19 protein-coding genes are annotated in these 19,228 nt (G+C 45.7%); 13 read left to right on the top strand and 6 right to left on the bottom strand.

Annotated elements, in window-relative coordinates; translation table 11 throughout:
- Positions 1-3 precede the first annotated feature (3 nt).
- From oadA to luxS, 8 genes are all read left to right on the top strand, one after another.
- Positions 4-1,779: a sodium-extruding oxaloacetate decarboxylase subunit alpha gene (oadA, locus tag AB4133_RS05775; RefSeq protein WP_017059560.1), complete on the top strand. Its 1,776-nt coding sequence runs from the start codon at positions 4-6 to the stop codon at positions 1,777-1,779.
- A gap of 9 nt (positions 1,780-1,788) precedes the next feature.
- Positions 1,789-2,919 carry a sodium ion-translocating decarboxylase subunit beta gene (locus AB4133_RS05770; RefSeq protein ID WP_019825842.1) on the top strand — a complete coding sequence of 377 codons (1,131 nt, stop codon included), beginning with the start codon at positions 1,789-1,791 and terminating at the stop codon, positions 2,917-2,919.
- Between the two features lie 172 nt (positions 2,920-3,091).
- Positions 3,092-4,045, top strand: a complete 954-nt coding sequence (locus tag AB4133_RS05765; RefSeq protein WP_102319878.1) for an NADP-dependent oxidoreductase — start codon at positions 3,092-3,094, stop codon at positions 4,043-4,045.
- 6 nt (positions 4,046-4,051) lie between these two features.
- Complete coding sequence (locus tag AB4133_RS05760) at positions 4,052-4,513, top strand: YqaA family protein (protein ID WP_017059555.1); 462 nt, start codon at positions 4,052-4,054, stop codon at positions 4,511-4,513.
- Between the two features lie 9 nt (positions 4,514-4,522).
- On the top strand, positions 4,523-7,381 hold the full coding sequence (locus AB4133_RS05755) for a pitrilysin family protein (protein ID WP_017063228.1): 2,859 nt from the start codon (positions 4,523-4,525) through the stop codon (positions 7,379-7,381).
- A 99-nt stretch (positions 7,382-7,480) separates the two neighbouring features.
- Positions 7,481-9,049 (top strand): glutamate--cysteine ligase, encoded by a 1,569-nt coding sequence (gshA, locus tag AB4133_RS05750; protein WP_372224066.1) that lies wholly within the window; start codon positions 7,481-7,483, stop codon positions 9,047-9,049.
- A gap of 10 nt (positions 9,050-9,059) precedes the next feature.
- Positions 9,060-9,710, top strand: a complete 651-nt coding sequence (locus tag AB4133_RS05745) for a hypothetical protein (protein WP_017629422.1) — start codon at positions 9,060-9,062, stop codon at positions 9,708-9,710.
- Positions 9,711-9,734: 24 nt separating this feature from the next.
- On the top strand, positions 9,735-10,253 hold the full coding sequence (gene luxS, locus AB4133_RS05740) for an S-ribosylhomocysteine lyase (RefSeq protein ID WP_017056597.1): 519 nt from the start codon (positions 9,735-9,737) through the stop codon (positions 10,251-10,253).
- Between the two features lie 115 nt (positions 10,254-10,368).
- Here the strand turns inward: luxS and AB4133_RS05735 are convergent, their stop codons facing one another.
- Together AB4133_RS05735 and AB4133_RS05730 are read right to left on the bottom strand one after the other, a co-directional pair.
- Positions 10,369-11,640, bottom strand: a complete 1,272-nt coding sequence (locus AB4133_RS05735) for an HlyC/CorC family transporter (protein ID WP_017068872.1) — start codon at positions 11,638-11,640, stop codon at positions 10,369-10,371.
- A 127-nt stretch (positions 11,641-11,767) separates the two neighbouring features.
- Complete coding sequence (locus AB4133_RS05730; RefSeq protein ID WP_019825854.1) at positions 11,768-12,562, bottom strand: inner membrane protein YpjD; 795 nt, start codon at positions 12,560-12,562, stop codon at positions 11,768-11,770.
- A gap of 200 nt (positions 12,563-12,762) precedes the next feature.
- Here AB4133_RS05730 and ffh point away from each other — a divergent pair, with 200 nt between their 5' ends.
- From ffh to rplS, 5 genes are all read left to right on the top strand, one after another.
- Complete coding sequence (gene ffh, locus AB4133_RS05725) at positions 12,763-14,157, top strand: signal recognition particle protein (RefSeq protein ID WP_010435884.1); 1,395 nt, start codon at positions 12,763-12,765, stop codon at positions 14,155-14,157.
- Between the two features lie 212 nt (positions 14,158-14,369).
- Entirely contained in the window at positions 14,370-14,618 is a 249-nt protein-coding gene (rpsP, locus tag AB4133_RS05720; RefSeq protein ID WP_004410028.1) for a 30S ribosomal protein S16, read from the top strand.
- A 24-nt stretch (positions 14,619-14,642) separates the two neighbouring features.
- Complete coding sequence (gene rimM / locus AB4133_RS05715; protein ID WP_017063236.1) at positions 14,643-15,197, top strand: ribosome maturation factor RimM; 555 nt, start codon at positions 14,643-14,645, stop codon at positions 15,195-15,197.
- A gap of 26 nt (positions 15,198-15,223) precedes the next feature.
- On the top strand, positions 15,224-15,964 hold the full coding sequence (gene trmD / locus AB4133_RS05710; RefSeq protein WP_017061056.1) for a tRNA (guanosine(37)-N1)-methyltransferase TrmD: 741 nt from the start codon (positions 15,224-15,226) through the stop codon (positions 15,962-15,964).
- Positions 15,965-16,023: 59 nt separating this feature from the next.
- Positions 16,024-16,377 carry a 50S ribosomal protein L19 gene (rplS, locus tag AB4133_RS05705; RefSeq protein WP_004735514.1) on the top strand — a complete coding sequence of 118 codons (354 nt, stop codon included), beginning with the start codon at positions 16,024-16,026 and terminating at the stop codon, positions 16,375-16,377.
- A gap of 298 nt (positions 16,378-16,675) precedes the next feature.
- Here the strand turns inward: rplS and yacG are convergent, their stop codons facing one another.
- From yacG to AB4133_RS05685, 4 genes are all read right to left on the bottom strand, one after another.
- Complete coding sequence (gene yacG / locus AB4133_RS05700; protein WP_010435916.1) at positions 16,676-16,873, bottom strand: DNA gyrase inhibitor YacG; 198 nt, start codon at positions 16,871-16,873, stop codon at positions 16,676-16,678.
- A gap of 82 nt (positions 16,874-16,955) precedes the next feature.
- Positions 16,956-17,696, bottom strand: a complete 741-nt coding sequence (zapD, locus tag AB4133_RS05695; RefSeq protein WP_017063237.1) for a cell division protein ZapD — start codon at positions 17,694-17,696, stop codon at positions 16,956-16,958.
- A gap of 26 nt (positions 17,697-17,722) precedes the next feature.
- Positions 17,723-18,337: a dephospho-CoA kinase gene (coaE, locus tag AB4133_RS05690; RefSeq protein ID WP_372224065.1), complete on the bottom strand. Its 615-nt coding sequence runs from the start codon at positions 18,335-18,337 to the stop codon at positions 17,723-17,725.
- Positions 18,338-18,339: 2 nt separating this feature from the next.
- Complete coding sequence (locus AB4133_RS05685) at positions 18,340-19,209, bottom strand: A24 family peptidase (protein ID WP_372224064.1); 870 nt, start codon at positions 19,207-19,209, stop codon at positions 18,340-18,342.
- Positions 19,210-19,228 lie beyond the last annotated feature (19 nt).

Raw genomic sequence — 19,228 nt, 5'->3', positions numbered from 1 at the left:
AGCATGTCTAAACCACTAGCTATCACAGATGTGGTACTTCGTGACGCGCACCAGTCACTATTTGCTACTCGTATGCGTATCGAAGATATGCTGCCAATTGCGGCAGAACTGGATAAAGTCGGTTACTGGTCTCTAGAGACTTGGGGCGGCGCGACATTTGATTCGTGTATCCGTTTTCTTGGAGAAGATCCATGGGAGCGTTTACGTGAACTTAAAAAAGCGATGCCAAACACACCAATGCAGATGCTACTGCGTGGTCAAAACCTGTTGGGTTACCGTCACTACGCGGATGATGTAGTAGAAAAATTTGTTGAACGTGCCCATAAAAACGGCATGGACGTATTCCGTATCTTTGATGCGATGAATGACGTACGTAACTTTGAAAAAGCAGTGAAAGCAACGATCGACGTTGGTGGCCACGCTCAAGGTACGTTGTCTTACACAACCAGTCCGGTTCACAACTCAGATACTTGGGTTGATTTGGCCAAACGCCTAGAGGACCTAGGTTGTCACTCACTATGTATCAAAGATATGTCAGGTTTATTAAAGCCGTATGAAGCAGAAGAGCTGATTACACGTATCAAAGCATCGTGTGACGTTCCTCTAGCACTGCATAGCCACGCGACAACTGGTCTATCGACTGCAACAGCGGTTAAAGCCGTTGAAGCGGGTATCGACATTCTAGATACCGCTATTTCTTCAATGAGCTGTACTTACGGTCATACGCCAACCGAAACGGTTGTTGCGATGTTAGAAGGTACAGAGCGCGACACGAATCTTAAACTAGACCAAATCGAACCCATCGCGGCTTACTTCCGTGATGTACGTAAAAAGTACGCGAAATGGGAAGGTCAGCTAAAAGGTGTCGATTCTCGCATCTTAATCGCTCAAGTTCCTGGCGGAATGTTAACTAACATGGAAGGCCAGCTTAAAGAGCAAGGCGCCGCCGATCGCATGGATGAAGTTCTAGAAGAGATCCCACGCGTACGTAAAGAGCTTGGTTACATTCCTTTAGTAACACCAACTTCTCAGATTGTCGGTACTCAAGCGGTTATTAACGTCTTAACGGGCGAACGCTATAAGAGCATCACGAAAGAGACTGCTGGTCTACTGAAAGGTGAATACGGTCAAGCTCCTGCTGAAGTGGATGCTGAACTGCAAGCGAAAGTTCTAGACGGTGCAGAGCCGATTACTTGTCGTCCTGCTGATTTACTTAAGTCTGAAATGGATACGTTAACGACGGATCTGTTAGAGAAAGCGAAATCAGAGGGTATCTCTCTAGCTGAAGATACGGTTGATGATGTACTGACTTACGCGCTCTTCCCACAAGTGGGTCTTAAGTTCCTTAAGAACCGTCGTAATCCTGAAGCATTTGAACCTGCACCAACGCTAGAAGTTGCGGCTCCAGTTGCTGCAGCTCCTGTACAAGCTTCTGGTGGTATTGAAAGCTACAGCGTGAAGGTTGATGGTCAAGTTTACGATGTTGAAGTTGGCCCACAAGGTGAACTGACATCGGTGGCGCCATCTGCAAAACCTGCTCAGGCTGCACCAGTAGCAGCGTCTGACGCTGAAGCGGTTCCAGCTCCATTGGCGGGTAACATCTTTAAAGTAAACGTTCAGGCGGGTACTGAGGTTTCTGAAGGCGACGTTCTACTAATCCTAGAAGCGATGAAGATGGAAACGGAAGTTCGTGCTGCTCGTGGTGGTATCGTTCAAGAATTGAATGTTAAAGAAGGCGATGCAGTTACTGTAGGCGCTCCACTACTAAGCTTAGCGTAAGGGAGTACCATGGAAGGATTGATGACCTTATGGTCTGAAACAGGGATTGCGAACTTTGAGTTCGGCCAGATCTGTATGATGCTGGTTGGTTGCTTACTGTTGTTTTTGGCAATTCGTAAAGGATTTGAACCGTTACTTCTACTGCCTATTGGTTTTGGTGCTGTATTAGCAAACATTCCAAATGCTGGGTTTACTGATCCAGGTGGTTTGCTCTACTACGTCTACTACATTGGTATTGAGACAGGTATTTTCCCACTGCTGATCTTTATGGGTGTTGGTGCGATGACGGACTTCGGTGCGTTGATTGCGAACCCTAAAACGTTGTGGCTAGGGGCTGCGGCTCAGTTTGGTATCTTCGCGACGCTATTTGGCGCGATCTTGCTGAACTACGTTCCAGGAATGGAGTTCTCGATGGCCGATGCTTCGTCAATTGCGATCATTGGTGGTGCCGATGGCCCAACTGCGATCTTCTTGGCGAGTAAGTTATCTCCGGATCTTTTAGGTGCCATTGCAGTAGCGGCTTATAGCTACATGGCTTTGGTTCCGATCATTCAGCCACCAATCATGAAAGCGTTAACGTCTCCTGAAGAGCGCAAAATTAAGATGGCTCAACTTCGTCACGTTAGCAAAGCCGAGAAGATTCTTTTCCCGCTTGCTGTACTACTGATGACGATTTTGTTCCTACCTTCAGCAACACCTCTAGTTGGTATGTTCTGTTTGGGTAACTTAATGCGTGAAGCGGGTGTGGTTGATCGCCTTTCAAAAACAGCTCAAAACGAACTGATTAACGTTGTAACTATTTTCCTAGGTCTAGGGGTTGGTTCTAAGCTTCAAGCGGATACGTTCTTGAACTTAGAAACATTGGGTATTCTAGGTTTAGGTGCGGTCGCGTTCAGTATCGGTACGGCGGGTGGTGTATTGATGGCTAAGGTGTTGAACCGATTCTCGAAAGAGGACATCAACCCACTGATTGGCGCAGCTGGCGTATCAGCGGTTCCAATGGCGGCACGTGTTGTGAACAAGGTTGGTCTTGAGGCAAACCCTCAGAACTTCTTGTTGATGCATGCAATGGGCCCGAACGTAGCCGGTGTACTTGGTAGTGCGGTTGCGGCGGGTATTCTATTAGCTCTCGTGGGCTAGTGGATTTGCTGGGTCATGTATCGTTACGTTAATTGGTCGTCAATTTACGAATGAGCGGTTAACTTAGCCTTATTAAATGGTTTATAGTCAAAGGGATGCTTTCGCATCCCTTTCTTTTTATTAATTAAGGTGCTTGCTCACTAGGGCTTTTATCAATCAAGGAAATGTGGAAATGGAAAATAAACAGATTGCGATTACTCAATTCGGCGGCGTCGAAAACCTAAGTATTCAAACCAGTGCGATCCCTGAGCCTAAGGCTGGAGAAGTGGTGGTTAAAGTTTCCTTTTCAGGCATTAATCCGATTGATGTCAAAACCCGAGCGGGCCTTGGTTGGGCGGCAGCACAAAACAAAGATAACCTACCTTGGGTACCTGGCTACGATATTTCAGGGCAAATTGTCTCGCTAGGCGAACAGGCTGAACGCTTTACTGTTGGTGATAACGTAGCTGGCTTTATTGGTTTTCCACTGCAAGGTGGCGGTTACAGCCAATATGTGTGTGTTCCAGAAGCTGCATTAAGTATGGTTCCTGATTCTGTCACTCTAGAAGCGGCAGCTGCATTACCACTCGCGAGTCAAACAGCGGCACAAGCGCTCAACAAAGCCGAAGTGAAAGAAGGCGACCGCGTGCTTATCTTGGCGGGCGCGGGCGGCGTTGGTCACCTTGCGGTTCAGATTGCAGTGGCAGCAAAAGCAGAGGTTTACACAACCTGCAGCGAAGCCAACCTTGATTACCTTGCGACGCTAGGTGCTCACGCGATTAACTATAAGTTTGCACCAGCATCAGAAAGAGTATCTGATGTCGATGTGTTGATTGACTTGGTCGGCGGCGATACCGCGCTTGATGCATTGAAGTGCCTAAAAGATGACGCGCGAGTCGTGACTGTGCCGACTCTATCTGCAGAACTTATCTGCGAAAAAGCCACACTATTAGGTTTTACTGCATCAGGCATGCTGGTTGAACCAAGCCCTGAGCAAATGGACACTATGCTTTACATGGTCAGTGTCGGATTACTCAAAACAGAAATTCAAGGTATCTACCAATTAGACGAGGCGCAGTCGGCGCACCTGCAGGTTGAAACCGGACACACCAGAGGCAAGGTGCTACTTAAAATGCAAGAAAGTTGATAGGCAGTGTTAGAATTTTTTAACTCCCTTTTTGAAAATATCGCGCTGTGGTTCTCGGACTCGGCGCTGTGGGTACTCTTCATTAGTGGCTTCTTGAGTGCCACGTTACTCCCCGGTGGTTCAGAAGCTAGCCTTGTGGCTGCATTGAGCTTAGATCAGTTTTCAACCTCATCGATCATTCTAGTGGCGACATTAGGCAATACCTTAGGCGGCCTGACTAACTATTGGATTGGTTTGTGGTTGCCTAATCGAACTCAATCTGAAAAGCATGGTCATAAGGCTATGGCTTGGCTGAGTCGCTATGGCTACTGGACACTGTTATTTAGTTGGTTACCGATCATTGGTGACCCTTTGTGTCTCGCTGCGGGTTGGCTAAGAATGAAATTCATCCCTAGCGTTATTTTGATAGCGATTGGCAAAGCCGCTCGCTATAGCTTACTTGCTGCTATCTACTTCGGTTTTTTCTAAGGAGAACCTATGAAAAAGGTTTTACTTGGTACATTTTCTCTTATCGCCATTGCTGGCTGTTCTTACAATGTACCTAGCTCAACGCCCTTCTTTTCCTCGTTACCTGAAGGTGTCACTCTGTTAGAAGAGGTTAAGCCCTCTAAAGATAAAGTAGTGATTCCTTACACCAAGTATCAGCTTGAAAACGGTCTGACAGTTATTCTTTCCCCTGATGATTCCGATCCGTTGGTGCATGTTGATGTAACTTATCACGTCGGTTCAGCACGTGAAGAGATAGGCAAGTCGGGATTTGCTCACTTCTTTGAGCACATGATGTTCCAGGGTTCAGAGAACGTTGGTGACCAACAGCACTTTAAGATCATTACCGAAGCGGGTGGCTCGTTAAACGGCACGACCAACCGTGACCGCACCAACTATTTTGAAACTGTTCCTTCTAACCAACTTGAGAAAATGTTGTGGTTAGAATCAGACCGAATGGGCTTCTTGTTGGATGCTGTTTCTCAGAAGAAATTTGAGGTTCAAAGAGGCACGGTCAAGAACGAGCGAGCGCAGAGCTACGAAAATCGTCCTTACGGCTTGATGTGGGAACGCATGGGCGAAGCGCTTTACCCTGAAGGTCACCCTTACTCTTGGCAACCAATCGGCTATGTTGAAGATCTTGACCGTGTTGACGTGAATGATCTTAAAGCGTTCTTCCTGCGTTGGTACGGCCCAAACAATGCCGTGTTAACGATTGGTGGTGATATCGACGTTGATGACACGCTAGAATGGGTTAACAAGTACTTTGGTTCAATTCCTCAAGGCCCTGAAGTGAAGGCGGCAGAGAAGCAACCTGCTGTTCTAACAGAAGATAAATACATCACCTTAGAAGACAATATTCGTCAGCCGATGGTGCTGGTGGGGTGGCCAACAACGTATCGCGGTGAAGAGACGCAAGCTTCACTGAATGCATTGTCTAACGTGTTAGGTTCAGGTACCAACAGTTACCTATATCAAAACCTCGTAAAAACGCAGAAGGCCGTCAGCGCTGGCTCTTTCCATGATTGTGCTGAGTTGGCGTGTACCATGTACGTGTATGCAATGGGCAACTCAGGTGAAAAAGGCGATTTGACGGTTCTCAATAAAGAGCTGATGGATACCCTGGAGCAATTCTCGAAAGAGGGCGTTGAGCAAGAGCGTTTAGACCAGATCACTGGCATGGCCGAAGCGAATGCTGTTTTTGCATTGCAAAGCGTTAAAGGTAAGGTGTCGCAACTCGCGTCGAACCAAACCTTCTATGGTCAGCCTGATCGCATTGAATCACAACTCGATCAAATCCGAGCGGTGACGCCTGAGAGCGTGAGCAAGGCATACCAAGATTTCATCGAAGGTAAGCACAAGGTTACCTTGAGTGTGGTTCCTAAGAAAAAGCTCGATTTGGCGGTTCGTGAAGCGACCTTTACCACGCCACCACGTACGTTGCCGGAATACAGCAAGGTGACGGAAGATCAACTGGATTTCAGAAAGGCACCGGATACCTTTGATCGCAGTGTGATGCCAGAAGTGAACTTTGGTGTTGAGGCGACCATGCCTGAGTTGTACCGCATGCACTTTGCAAATGGCACTGACTTAATTGGTACCGTGACCAGTGAAACTCCGACAGTACAGCTGCAAATTCAATTGCCTGCAGGCGAACGCTATGTTCGCAAAGGGCAAGAAGGCCTAGCGAACCTAACGGCTTCGATGATGGAAGAAGGCTCAACTAAACGAACCGTTGAAGAGTTACAAGCGACCTTAGATAAACTTGGTAGCAGCGTGAGCATTAGTGCGGGCAGCTACACCACAGATATTTCAGTCTCGACGCTAGAGAAAAACTTGCCTCAAACCTTAGCGATTGTGCAAGAGGTTCTATTCGATCCTAAGTTCGATGAGCAAGATTTTGAGCGCGTTAAGAAACAGATGCTAGAAGGCGTTGTGTATCAGCATCAGCAGCCAAGCTGGATGGCTTCTCAAGCAACCCGTGAAGTGCTGTTTGGTGACACTGTTTTTGCTCGTGCAAGTGATGGTACTAAGGAATCTCTATCGAAATTGACCTTAGACGATGTGAAAAAATTCTATGCGCAACATTACACACCAGAAGGTGCCAATATTGTTGTGGTGGGAGACATCTCGAAGAAAGAGGTAGGGAAACAGCTACAATTCTTTGAAGAGTGGCAAGGCGATGCGGCACCATTAACGCGTCCACAGATCGTTAAAGAGCTTTCTGGTCAGCACCTGTACTTAGTTGATAAACCGGGTGCGCCGCAAAGCATTGTTCGCTTGGTTCGTAAGGGCCTGCCGTTTGATGCGACGGGCGAATTGTATTTGAGCCAGTTAGCTAACTTTAACTTAGCGGGCAACTTCAATAGCCGTATCAACCAGAACCTACGTGAAGACAAAGCCTACACTTACGGTGCAAGCGGTTACTTCGCAAGTACTCGTGAAACTGGCGCAGTGGTATTTAGCGCGCAGGTAAGGGCGAATGCGACGGTTCCATCGATTCAAGAGTTTATTAATGAGCTGAATGAGTTTAGCCAAAGTGGATTAACTGACGAAGAGGTGAAATTTATGCGCCTTGCCGTCGGTCAACAAGATGCACTTAAATACGAAACGCCAAGTCAAAAGGCGGGGTTGTTGAGTAATATTGTTGCATTGAGCCTTGATGAAGATTACCTACAACAGCGTAATCAGATAGTTGAAACGGTTTCAAAAGAGACCTTAAACGAGCTATCTAAGAAATGGTTTGACCCGAATGATTATCAAATAATCGTTGTTGGTGACGCGACTTCGCTTCGCCCGCAATTAGAAAAGTTAGATATTCCAATAGAAGAGCTTGAAATCATTCGTTAGAGTACACATTAAAGGGGGAGGGAAGAGACTCTACTTTTCTCCTCCAACCTAATTTATGATAGTTCTAATCAGAACAATATAAGATAAGTGAACTGAATTTTGACTGATTTTGCTGCGCGACTAAAGCAAGTTGCAACCAACCCTAAGACCTTCTCTCAATTTGGTCGTGGTGTTGAAAGGGAAACATTACGCTACACGGAAGATGGGCACCTTGCTACTGGGCCGCACCCTGAGGCTTTGGGATCTGCGTTGATGAACGAATGGGTAACGACCGATTTCTCTGAGTCGCTACTGGAATTTATCACGCCTGTTTCTAACGACGTTCCGACGCTTTTGAATCAGTTGTCTGATATCCACCACTTCACGCAAACCAAGTTAGACGGCGAAAAACTATGGCCGCTTTCTATGCCTTGTTACGTTGGCAGTGAAGATTACATTCAGCTAGCGCAATACGGCACCTCGAATAACGGTAAGATGAAGACCTTATATCGTGAAGGCCTAAAACGTCGTTACGGTAGCCTGATGCAGATTATCTCTGGTGTTCACTTCAACTTCTCTTTCCCAGAAAGCTTTTGGGATAGCCTGTTTGGAGAGCAAACTGAAGAAGCGCGTTGTGAATCTAAGTCAGATGCTTACTTCGGTTTGATTCGTAACTACTACCGCTTTGGTTGGTTAATCCCATACTTCTTCGGTGCTTCACCTGCGCTATGTTCTTCTTTCATAAAAGGAAGAGAGACAAGCCTGCCTTTTGAAAAGATTGGCGAGACACTGTATCTGCCAAAAGCAACGGCACTGCGCCTGAGCGACCTTGGCTACACCAACAGTGCTCAAAGCGTATTGAAGATTGGTTTCAACAGCCTAGACCAATACCTTGAAGGTTTGAATCAAGCGATTCGTACACCATCTGAAGAATTCGCTGAGATTGGCACTAAGGTTGATGGTGAATACCGTCAATTGAATAGCAACGTACTGCAAATTGAGAATGAGCTTTACGCTCCAATCCGTCCTAAGCGTGTGGCGAAGAGTGGTGAGAAACCATCTGAAGCATTGGCACGCGGTGGTGTTGAGTACATTGAGGTTCGCTCTTTAGATGTAAACCCATTCAGCTCAATTGGTATCAATGAGCAGCAGGTTCGCTTCCTAGACTTATTCCTAACGTGGAGTGTGCTAACGGACTCTGCTGAGATGGATAACTGCGAGCTTGAATGCTGGCGCGATAACTGGAACAAGGTGATCCTACAAGGTCGTCAGGTTGGTCTAGAGCTGCAAATCGGTTGTCATGGTGAGCGATTGTCTCTGCAAGATTGGGCGAAGCGTGTCTTCAAAGATCTGCGCTCTATTGCCGAGATGATGGACGCTGAACAAGGTGGTCGTGCATACCAAGAAACGTGCGATACGCTTGAAGCTTGGATTGATAACCCAGAGCTGACCATTTCTGGCCAGTTACTAGAAGAAACCAAAAAACTGGGTGGCTTAGGTAAAGTGGGTTGCGCGTTAGGTAAAACGTACGCTCAGCAACACAAAGCTCACCAATACAAAGTATATTCAGCTGAGTTGATGGAAGCAGAAGTTCAACGTTCTGTGATTGCTCAGCAACAAAGTGAAGAAGCAAGCACTCAAGATTTTGATAGCTTCTTAGCGGATTATTTTTCGTATTTAAAAGCATAGCGAGACTTTGGTGGAAAGGAAGCAAGCCTTATTAGGTCAGCCTACTCGAGTGAGTAGTAAATGGTTACCTGTAGTGACTGTTGGTGTTGTCTCTAGCCTGTTGGTTGGATGTGCAACGCCACCGCCAAAGCAGCAAGATAATTTGTGTAGCATCTTTCGAGAGCACCCTTCATGGTATGAAGATGCCTTGGATATGCAAGAAGAATGGGGAACGCCGATTAACGTTGCGATGGCTTTTGTGAAACAAGAGAGTAGCTATCGTCATGATGCGCGCCCACCTAAAGATTACATTCTTGGCTTTATACCGTGGGGGCGTGTAAGCAGTGCCTACGGTTATGCACAAGCTCAAGATCCTGCTTGGGAAGACTTCCAAAAGGCGACCAATAACGGTGGTTCAAGAACCAACTTTGATGATGCATTGATGTTCATCGGTTGGTATACCAGCGAGACGCGTCGTCAATTGGGCATCTCACTATGGGACCCATATAACCAATACCTGGCTTATCATGAAGGCCGTGGTGGTTATAAGCGTAAGTCATACAACAGCAAGCCATCGCTAATTAAGGTGGCGCGCAAAGTCGAACAGCAAGCAAAAGATTATGGATGGCAGCTGAAACAGTGCCGCAAAGAACTAGAAGACAATCGAAGCTGGTTTTTCTAAAGCCAGCCGTCATGGAGAAGAGCAATGCCTTTATTAGATAGTTTCACTGTTGATCACACACGCATGAACGCACCTGCCGTTCGTGTTGCTAAAACAATGCAAACCCCAAAAGGGGATACCATCACTGTGTTTGACCTGCGTTTTACTGCGCCAAACAAAGACATCCTATCTGAGAAAGGTATCCATACTCTAGAGCACCTATATGCTGGTTTCATGCGTAATCAATTGAACGGTTCAGATGTAGAGATCATCGATATCTCACCGATGGGCTGTCGCACTGGTTTCTACATGAGCCTGATTGGTACGCCTACAGAACAACAAGTGGCTGACGGTTGGTTGGCAGCGATGCAAGACGTACTGAAAGTTGAGAACCAGAATAAGATCCCTGAGCTGAACGAATACCAATGTGGTACCGCGGCAATGCACTCTTTGGATGAAGCGAAAGAGATCGCGAATGCGATCATCGCTGCAGGCATCTCTGTAAACAAGAATGATGAACTGGCACTGCCAGAGTCTATGCTGCAAGAGCTTAAGATCGACTAGTCATTGATAGCTACCCTAGATAGGGCGAGTTAGATACTAAAAGGCCCGGTTCAATGAACCGGGCCTTTTTCGTCAACGTATTTTAGGGCGAGACAGAGATTCAGTGATAACTCAGTTAGCCGTTCACGATCTGTGGGAACACGCGAACCAGTTTGATGCGGTTCTCTTCAAGCTCAACAATTTCCATTGGGTGGCTGGCAACCTGAACACTCAGGTGACTCTCAGGAATATCTTCAAGATGTTCCAGTATCAAACCATTCAGCGTTCTTGGGCCATCGGTAGGCAGTGCCCACTGTAAGCCTTTGTTGATATCTCGGATATTGGCACTGCCTTCAATCAAGAAGCTGCCATCGCTTTGCGGAGTAATCTCTTCAGATAAGCTTGGGGTGATTGAGGTGGTAAACTCACCTACGATCTCTTCTAGAATATCTTCTAATGTAACCAAACCATTGATGTCGCCATACTCATCAACAATCAAACCGATGCGCTGCTTATTGCGTTGAAACTTAAGCAGTTGAATATTGAGTGGTGTCGCTTCAGGAATAAAGTAGATCTCATCCGCGGCACGCAACAGGGTTTCTTTATTGAATTCGTTCTTTTCAAGCATCAGACGGTAAGCTTCACGCAGCCTAAGCATGCCGACCACTTCATCTATCTGGTCACGGTAGAGAACCACACGACCATGAGGAGAGTGGGTCAGTTGGCGAACAATCGATTTCCAGTCGTCATTGATGTCGATACCAGTTATCTCATTACGCGGCACCATGATGTCGTTCACGGTGACGTGCTCTAAATCCAGAATAGACACCAACATATCTTGGTGACGTTGAGGGATTAAGCTACCGGCTTCATTTACCACGGTTCTAAGCTCTTCTGAACTCAAGTGGTCGGTTGCATCATGGCTGGCTTTGACACCTAAGATACGAATGAAGCCATTGGTAATGAAGTTAACTAAAATCACCAACGGTGACAGTACCTTCATCAGCACCATCAAAAGGATGCTACTGGCGTAAGAGACACGTTCAGGAAATAGAGAAGCGATAGTCTTTGGGGTTACCTCGGCGAATACGAGGATCACGAGAGTCAGGGTACCAGTAGCGATAGCCACACCGATATCCCCGTAGATGCGCATACCAAGAATAGTAGCGATCGCAGATGCAAGAATGTTGACGAGATTGTTGCCGATGAGAATGAGGCCAATCAATCTGTCTGGGCGGTTCAGAAGTTTTTCTACGCGTTTGGCACCTTTATGACCCGTATTGGCCAAGTGCTTTAAACGGTAGCGGTTCAAGGACATCATGCCCGTTTCGGAACCAGAGAAATAACCAGAAATTACAATGAGACACGCGAGTAGCGCAAATAAGATACCCGTTGATATGTCGTCCAAAACTATTCTTTTCCTATTTGTGTATCTTGATTAATTTATGACCGAACATGGTCGAGATGTCAATTGAATGTATTGCACTCAATATTTTAAAGGCAAGGTATGTGAGACCTTGCCTTTATTTTACAGACTAGTTCAGGATGATTTCCTGGACGAAGCGGCTACCGAAGTAGGCTAATGTGAGCATGCTGGCGCCGGCCAGTGCGAACCAAGTAACTTTCTGTCCTCGCCAACCTTTCTGATAGTGACCCCACAGAAGGATGGAGTAGATAACCCAAGCGATAAAAGACAACACTGCCTTGTGTGCTTTTCCTTGAGCAAACATATCTTGCACGAAGATGAGACCCGTTAACAAGGTACCTGTTAATAAGCCATTACCAATCAAAATGATCTTGAAAAGCTGTCTTTCCACCATCATTAAAGGAGGTAGGTTAGGGTTTATCACTAAGGCTTTTTTCTTTTTAAGTTTGTGATCTAGCCACGCAAGTTGCAGGGCGTATAGCGCACCGATAGTTAACGTTGCGTATGAGAATAGAGCCAAAGAGATGTGCACGAGCAGTTTTGGGTCATTCTCTAGATGTTTGATGAAGGTACTTGGAAGAAACGTTGCTGCCATGAGGTTAAGCGCTGCGAAACTATAAACAACAGGCAAGATGAACCACAAGCGGGTTTTGAGCATTGCACCGCTCATTACCACAGATATGATTAAACTGATTAATGAAGCAACGTTCAAGATACTGAGGTTTTGGCCACTGGCATTAAAAATCAAATCGCCAAGCAACCAAGCATGGAAAGCTAGAGCAAGTAATGCGCTGATAAACACCGTTTTTACACGGATTCCTGTTTGGTGCACGAGACCTGGAATGATCGTGGAAATCGCCATTGTATAAAGAAAGGCTGCTGCGATCGCAATAAGACTGTCCATGGTATCCATTTTAATGATTACTAATTGGCGAATTATACCTCGCATCGCTCTTTGGGGCTATGGCGAACCTCATTCAATTCCAAGTGAATAATGTCTCACATCACAAGCACGGATGATTAACGCTCTACAACGGGTATGACTCTAATCCGCGCTAATGTATACTCACAGTAATAGTCGCAGTTTTGAGCGAAGAGAAAACTATGTTTGATAATTTAACGGATCGTCTATCCAAAACGCTGAAGAACATCAGCGGTAAAGGTCGTCTGACCGAAGACAATATTAAAGAGACGCTGCGTGAAGTACGTATGGCGCTACTTGAAGCCGACGTTGCACTGCCCGTTGTCCGCGATTTTGTTAAGCGCGTAAAAGAAGGCGCTGTGGGTGTTGAGGTTTCTAAATCTCTAACGCCTGGTCAAGAATTCATTAAGATCGTTCAAGCTGAACTTGAAGCGGTGATGGGTGAGTCTAACGAGGCTCTTAACCTAGCAGCGCAGCCGCCAGCCGTTATCTTAATGGCGGGTCTACAAGGTGCGGGTAAAACCACATCGGTAGGTAAGCTATCTAAGCTTCTAACTGAGCGTGACAAGAAGAAAGTCTTGGTTGTGTCTGCCGACGTTTACCGTCCAGCGGCAATCAAACAGCTTGAAACGTTAGCAAGCGATGTTGGCGTAGACTTCTTCCCATCTTCAGCTGATCAAAAACCTCTTGATATTGCAAACGCTGCAATCGACCACGCGAAGAAGAAATTCTACGACGTGCTACTTGTCGATACTGCGGGTCGTTTGGCTATCGATGAAGAGATGATGGGCGAGATCAAAGAGCTTCATACTGCAATTAAACCAGTAGAGACACTGTTCGTTGTTGATGCAATGACAGGTCAAGATGCTGCGAACACTGCAAAAGCCTTTGGTGATGCGCTACCACTAACCGGTGTTATCTTGACGAAAGTTGATGGTGATGCGCGTGGTGGTGCTGCTCTGTCTGTTCGTCATATCACAGGCAAGCCGATTAAATTCTTGGGTGTTGGTGAAAAGACTGACGCACTAGAACCGTTCCACCCAGATCGTGTTGCTTCTCGTATCTTAGGTATGGGCGACGTACTGTCTCTTATTGAAGACCTACAGAAAAACGTTGATACCGAGAAAGCAGAGAAACTGGCTAAGAAGTTCAAAGAGAAGAAAGGCTTTGACCTTGAAGACTTCCGTGAACAGCTAGGTCAGATGCAAAACATGGGCGGCATGATGGGCATGATGGATAAGCTTCCAGGCATGTCTCAGCTACCAGATAACGTTAAAGATAAAGTTGATGACAAGATGTTCAAGCAGATGGAAGCGATCATCAACTCTATGACCATGAAAGAGCGTCAACGCCCTGACTTAATCAAAGGCTCACGCAAAAAGCGTATTGCCGCTGGTTCTGGTACACAGGTACAAGATGTAAACCGTATGCTTAAGCAGTTCACCCAAATGCAGAAGATGATGAAGAAGATGCAGAAAGGTGGCATGAAAGGCATGATGCGCAACATGCAAGGCATGATGGGCGGCGGTGGAGGTATGGGCGGAATGGGTGGTGGCTTTAACCCGTTTGGTCGATAATCTACAAATGTAAGCTTTAGCTACGTTACTTTTCATAGTGTTAGCCGTGTCACAGAAAGTGTACGGCAGCTATGTTGGTGAAAAAATAGCTAAAGCCCTTGCATTGCACCGGAATAAGAGTAAAATTCCGGGGCTTTAATTTGGCACGAGACCCCAAGCTATTTACTTATACTTGGGGTTAATTATTTTATTAAGAAAGCAAAGAGGACGACATGGTAACCATTCGTTTGGCACGTCACGGTGCAAAGAAGCGCCCATTTTATCAAATCGTAGTTGCGGATAGCCGTAACGCTGCAACTGGCCGTTTCATCGAGAAAGTAGGTTTCTTTAACCCTACAGCTCAAGGTCAAGAAGAAGGTCTACGTCTAGACCTAGATCGTGTTAACCACTGGGTTGGTCAAGGCGCATCTCTATCTGATCGTGTAGCTAAGCTAGTTAAAGACGCTCAAAAAGCGGCTTAATTCTTTTTTAAAGAGAAATAGCTTATGTCGATGAAGGGTAAAGAAACTATGAGCGAGCAAAACAATAGAATTGTCATGGGTAAACTTGGGTCTACCTATGGTATTCGTGGCTGGCTCAAAGTGTTCTCCTACACAGACAATGCTGAAAGCATATTTGATTACAGCCCTTGGTATTTAAACCTAAAGGGTAAGTGGGTTGAGTACAAAGTTGAGAGCTGGAAACGTCATGGCCAAGGTTATGTATGTAAGCTAGCGGGATTAGATGTTCGTGAAGACGCGCAACTGATGACTAACTTTGAAATTGCTATTGACCCTGCTTCGTTACCTGAATTGTCAGAAGATGAATTCTACTGGCGCGAATTGTTCGGTATGCAAGTTTTTACCACTAAAGGTTACGACCTTGGTGAGGTCACTGACCTATTAGAAACTGGCTCGAACGATGTTCTAGTAATCAAAGCAAATCTTAAAGATGCTTTTGGCCAAAAGGAACGGTTAGTACCGTACCTTGAAGAGCAAGTGATCAAGAAAGTTGATCGCGAAGCTCGCCGGATCGAAGTTGACTGGGATCCTGGATTCTAACTCCAAATTACAGAGCGAGAGAACACATGTGGGTTGGCATTATTAGCCTTTTTCCTGAAATGTTCCGTTCTGTTACTGATTTTGGAGTAACAGGTCAAGCGGTTAAAAAAGGTCTTTTATCTATTGAGACATGGAATCCTCGTGATTTCACTCATGATAAACATCGCACTGTTGATGACAGACCTTACGGTGGTGGTCCTGGCATGTTAATGATGGTTCAGCCTTTGCGCGACGCTATCACAACGGCCAAGCAAGCAGCACCGGGAAAGACGAAAGTTATCTATCTTTCACCTCAAGGTCGTAAACTCGACCAGAAAGGTGTTGAAGAGCTGGCAACAAACGAGAATTTACTTCTTATTTGTGGTCGCTACGAAGGGGTAGATGAGCGCATCATTCAATCTGAAGTTGACGAAGAATGGTCGATTGGAGATTTTGTGATGACGGGTGGCGAACTGCCAGCCATGACGCTGATTGATTCAGTATCTCGGTTTGTTCCGGGTGTACTTGGAGATTTCGCTTCAGCAGAAGAAGATTCTTTTGCAAATGGTTTGCTAGATTGTCCCCATTATACGCGCCCTGAGGTGCTAGACGATAAAGATGTACCATCGGTACTCAAGTCTGGAAACCATAAGGACATTCGTCGCTGGCGATTAAAACAATCGTTGGGCCGAACTTGGCTAAGAAGACCAGAACTCCTGGAAAACCTAGCTCTGACTGACGAACAGGAACAATTACTGGCTGAATTCATTAAAGAGCAACGCTCTTAACGAAAAGCAAGCAGTAACCTATTAAATTTAGTATCAGTTTATTCTAGGAATTTATACAAATGAGCAACATCATCAAGGCTCTTGAAGAAGAGCAACTAAAATCAGACCTTCCTAAATTCGCACCAGGTGACACTGTTGTAGTTCAGGTTAAGGTAAAAGAAGGTGACCGTGAGCGTCTACAGGCTTTCGAAGGCGTTGTAATCGCTATTCGTAACCGTGGTCTACACTCTGCATTCACAGTTCGTAAGATCTCGAACGGTGAAGGCGTAGAGCGTGCGTTCCAAACTCACTCTCCAATGGTTGATAGCATCGAAGTTAAACGCCGTGGTGCAGTACGTCGTGCCAAGTTGTACTACCTACGTGAGCGTTCTGGTAAGTCAGCTCGTATTAAAGAGAAGCTTACTAAGAAGTAATTCTTTTTGCATTCTATCGATAAAAGCGGAGCCATTTGGCTCCGCTTTTTTGTGTCTGTTATTTGGAGTTTCGCAGGTAAGAGATCCCCAATTAGCTCATTCCTCGCTCTGGAGGATGACGGAACAAACCGAAACTCATATTTAACCGTCATTCCCTAGACTGACGAAGGAAGGAGTAGGGAATCTCTACTAACGCCGTGTTATAGGCAATAAAAAAGGATTGACGTTAAACGCCAACCCTTCAAAAGCTACTCGCTACTCGCTACTCGCTACTCGCTACTCGCTACTCGCTACTCGCTTAGTACGGATCTTCCGACCAACCATCGCTATCTGACATATCTGGTGCGCCAGCGATGCTGTTCTCTTCGTCTGCCCATTCACCGAAATCAATCATCTGACATTGCTTGCTGCAAAACGGGCGGTGCGGGCTTTGTTCGCCCCATTCAACGTCAGCATTACATTGAGGGCATTTAACGATGGTGATTTTCTTCGACATAGTGATTCTTAATTTGAAGGTGTAATAATAGTGAGTTTAGGCTCGAGTGAAGACTCAAGCCAAACTAAAAAAAGAAAATTAATTAGGTGCAGATAGCCAATTCAAATTCAATGTCTTGAGTACAGGCTTGCCCTGTTTCAAAGCTCATGAACTTAACAGCAAAGCGGTTCTTGTGACCTGAGATCATCGGGTAGGCACCGTATTGCATTGGAATAGATAGACGAAGGATATTCGCTTCATCGGCATCGCTCTGGAAGAAGCCAGCGCGAGCGATTTGCTCTTTAAAGTGACCAGTCTCTCTGGTGAGCTTCAACCACAGTGTTAGCGCTTCATACAGAGGTTGTAAGCTATCCATCCACGCTTTAGCATCTCTCATTCTCTTATCGAGAGGAAGGTGCAGCCAATAATGCAGTGCCGGTAAATCAAAGCAGCATGAGCCACCTGGAAGATTAAAGCGTTGGCGAATGGCACTCAGGAAGCGGTCTTCCTTAAGTGACTGGCCAAAACGCTCTGCCTGCATCAGATCACGATAGATGTTACCAATGTCATTAAGCAGTGATGTCAGCATCTCTTGATCGACACCTTCAACATCCAACCAACTTTTGTAGGTTACACGTTGCTTCTCAATATCTTTTGCCAGTTCGCTCTTGAGTTGGATCTGTTCGAAGATTTCAATCAGATCAAAGATGGAACGGAAAAAGAGTTGATACTGTTGAGCATCGGAAAATGTAGAAGACAAGTGTAGCTGCCTCAAGAGTGATTCGACTCTTAAGTAGATGCGTGTTTTCTCATTTAGAGGATGTTCAAATTTATGGGTGATCATCGAGCAAACCTTCATTCAACATTGTTCTATTCTGACCCATCTACAGCACTGATTGCCAGATACTTTTGATGTAAATCTGTGATTTGAGGCAAAAGTTCTTGGTTTTTAGTATGGTTTTTAATCACGTCATCTGCAACTGCTAAGCGTTGTTCTCTTGAAGCCTGTGATTTTAAAATTGATGCAACTTGTTCCCTAGAAACATTGTCACGACTCATCGTACGTTCTATTTGAACTTCTGCTGGCACATCAACAATTAATACGCGATCGGCCATGCCTTGCATTTGGTTTTCCACCAATAGCGGTGCAACTAATAAACCATACGGGGATGTGATTTTAGACAGGTCACTGTCAATTTTGTCACGGATCATGGGATGAAGAAGATCATTGAGCCACTGCTTTTCTTTAGGATCTGAGAAGATCAGCTCACGCAGCCTACTTCGGTTGAGTGTTCCATCGTCAAGCAAGATAGACTCACCAAAGTGTTCTGTAATCTGTTTTAAGCCGACACTGCCCAGCTCAACCACTTCACGTGCCACGATATCAGCATCAACAATATCTATATTAAAATGCTCATTGAACAGGTTAGCGACCGTAGTTTTGCCACTGGCGATACCACCGCTTAATCCGATAATGATTGCCATGGTTAAATTCCTAGTACAGAAGTGAAATACCAACCCATGATGTCGTTACCCCACATCAAGCTTACCCAACCCGCAATCGCAAGGTAGGGCCCAAATGGAAAGGCTTTATCTATGCCTTGCTGTTTCAAGCGAAGTTGAATCAAACCAAACACAAGGCCAACAAGCGAAGATAAAAGGATGATCATCGGTAGGTGCTGCCAACCAAGCCATGCGCCAAGCGCAGCCAGGAGTTTGAAGTCACCGTAACCCATGCCTTCTTTGCCTGTCAGTAGTTTGAACAACCAATAAACAGACCACAGAGCCAGGTAGCCAGCCATTGCGCCAACCACAGAATCTTGCAGCGATACTGGGCTGATATTAAACAATGCTAAAGCGATACCGGACCATACTAAAGGCAAGGTGATTTGATCGGGTAACAGCATGGTATCGAGATCGATAAAGGTCGCGGTAATCAGTGCGAAGGTGAAAAAAATCAAAGCAATGGCGTAGTAACTGAAACCAAAGTGGCTAGCAACCATTGTGCAAAGTATTGCGGTAAGCAGTTCGACCAAAGGGTAGCGAGCGCTGATTGGATTCGCACAACTGTGACATTTGCCCTTTAAGAACAACCAGCTCAATACTGGGATATTGTCGATGATTCTTAATTGGGTTTCACATTTCGGGCAGGTAGAACGAGGGATACTGAGATTGAACTTTCCCTCTGGCGCTGGAATTTTATATTGAGAGAAATACTCCGAGCACTCTTGTTGCCACTCTCGTTCCATCATTATCGGTAAACGGTGTATGACTACGTTGAGGAAGCTGCCGATAAGAAGGCTAAAAATGAAAGCTAATACGGGGAATAGCCAAGGATAGTAGTGAAATACTTCCATAGTGTCCTTTACCACTTAA

The organism is Vibrio sp. 10N.286.52.F8, assembly GCF_041468745.1.
GTDB classification, from domain to species: Bacteria; Pseudomonadota; Gammaproteobacteria; order Enterobacterales; family Vibrionaceae; genus Vibrio; species Vibrio crassostreae_C.
Note: the sequence above shows the minus strand (reverse complement) of the source record. Positions and strands in the feature narration are given on the sequence as shown.

What these genes read in the sequence shown, in the direction of transcription:
- AB4133_RS05765 (WP_102319878.1), top strand. Translation starts at nt 3,092, where the DNA reads ATGGAAAATAAACAGATTGCGATTACTCAATTCGGCGGCGTCGAAAAC.
- yacG (WP_010435916.1), bottom strand. Translation starts at nt 16,873, where the DNA reads ATGTCGAAGAAAATCACCATCGTTAAATGCCCTCAATGTAATGCTGAC.
- AB4133_RS05730 (WP_019825854.1), bottom strand. Translation starts at nt 12,562, where the DNA reads ATGGACAGTCTTATTGCGATCGCAGCAGCCTTTCTTTATACAATGGCG.
- rpsP (WP_004410028.1), top strand. Translation starts at nt 14,370, where the DNA reads ATGGTAACCATTCGTTTGGCACGTCACGGTGCAAAGAAGCGCCCATTT.
- oadA (WP_017059560.1), top strand. Translation starts at nt 4, where the DNA reads ATGTCTAAACCACTAGCTATCACAGATGTGGTACTTCGTGACGCGCAC.
- ffh (WP_010435884.1), top strand. Translation starts at nt 12,763, where the DNA reads ATGTTTGATAATTTAACGGATCGTCTATCCAAAACGCTGAAGAACATC.
- rplS (WP_004735514.1), top strand. Translation starts at nt 16,024, where the DNA reads ATGAGCAACATCATCAAGGCTCTTGAAGAAGAGCAACTAAAATCAGAC.
- trmD (WP_017061056.1), top strand. Translation starts at nt 15,224, where the DNA reads ATGTGGGTTGGCATTATTAGCCTTTTTCCTGAAATGTTCCGTTCTGTT.
- rimM (WP_017063236.1), top strand. Translation starts at nt 14,643, where the DNA reads ATGTCGATGAAGGGTAAAGAAACTATGAGCGAGCAAAACAATAGAATT.
- AB4133_RS05685 (WP_372224064.1), bottom strand. Translation starts at nt 19,209, where the DNA reads ATGGAAGTATTTCACTACTATCCTTGGCTATTCCCCGTATTAGCTTTC.
- AB4133_RS05755 (WP_017063228.1), top strand. Translation starts at nt 4,523, where the DNA reads ATGAAAAAGGTTTTACTTGGTACATTTTCTCTTATCGCCATTGCTGGC.
- AB4133_RS05770 (WP_019825842.1), top strand. Translation starts at nt 1,789, where the DNA reads ATGGAAGGATTGATGACCTTATGGTCTGAAACAGGGATTGCGAACTTT.
- coaE (WP_372224065.1), bottom strand. Translation starts at nt 18,337, where the DNA reads ATGGCAATCATTATCGGATTAAGCGGTGGTATCGCCAGTGGCAAAACT.
- luxS (WP_017056597.1), top strand. Translation starts at nt 9,735, where the DNA reads ATGCCTTTATTAGATAGTTTCACTGTTGATCACACACGCATGAACGCA.
- zapD (WP_017063237.1), bottom strand. Translation starts at nt 17,696, where the DNA reads ATGATCACCCATAAATTTGAACATCCTCTAAATGAGAAAACACGCATC.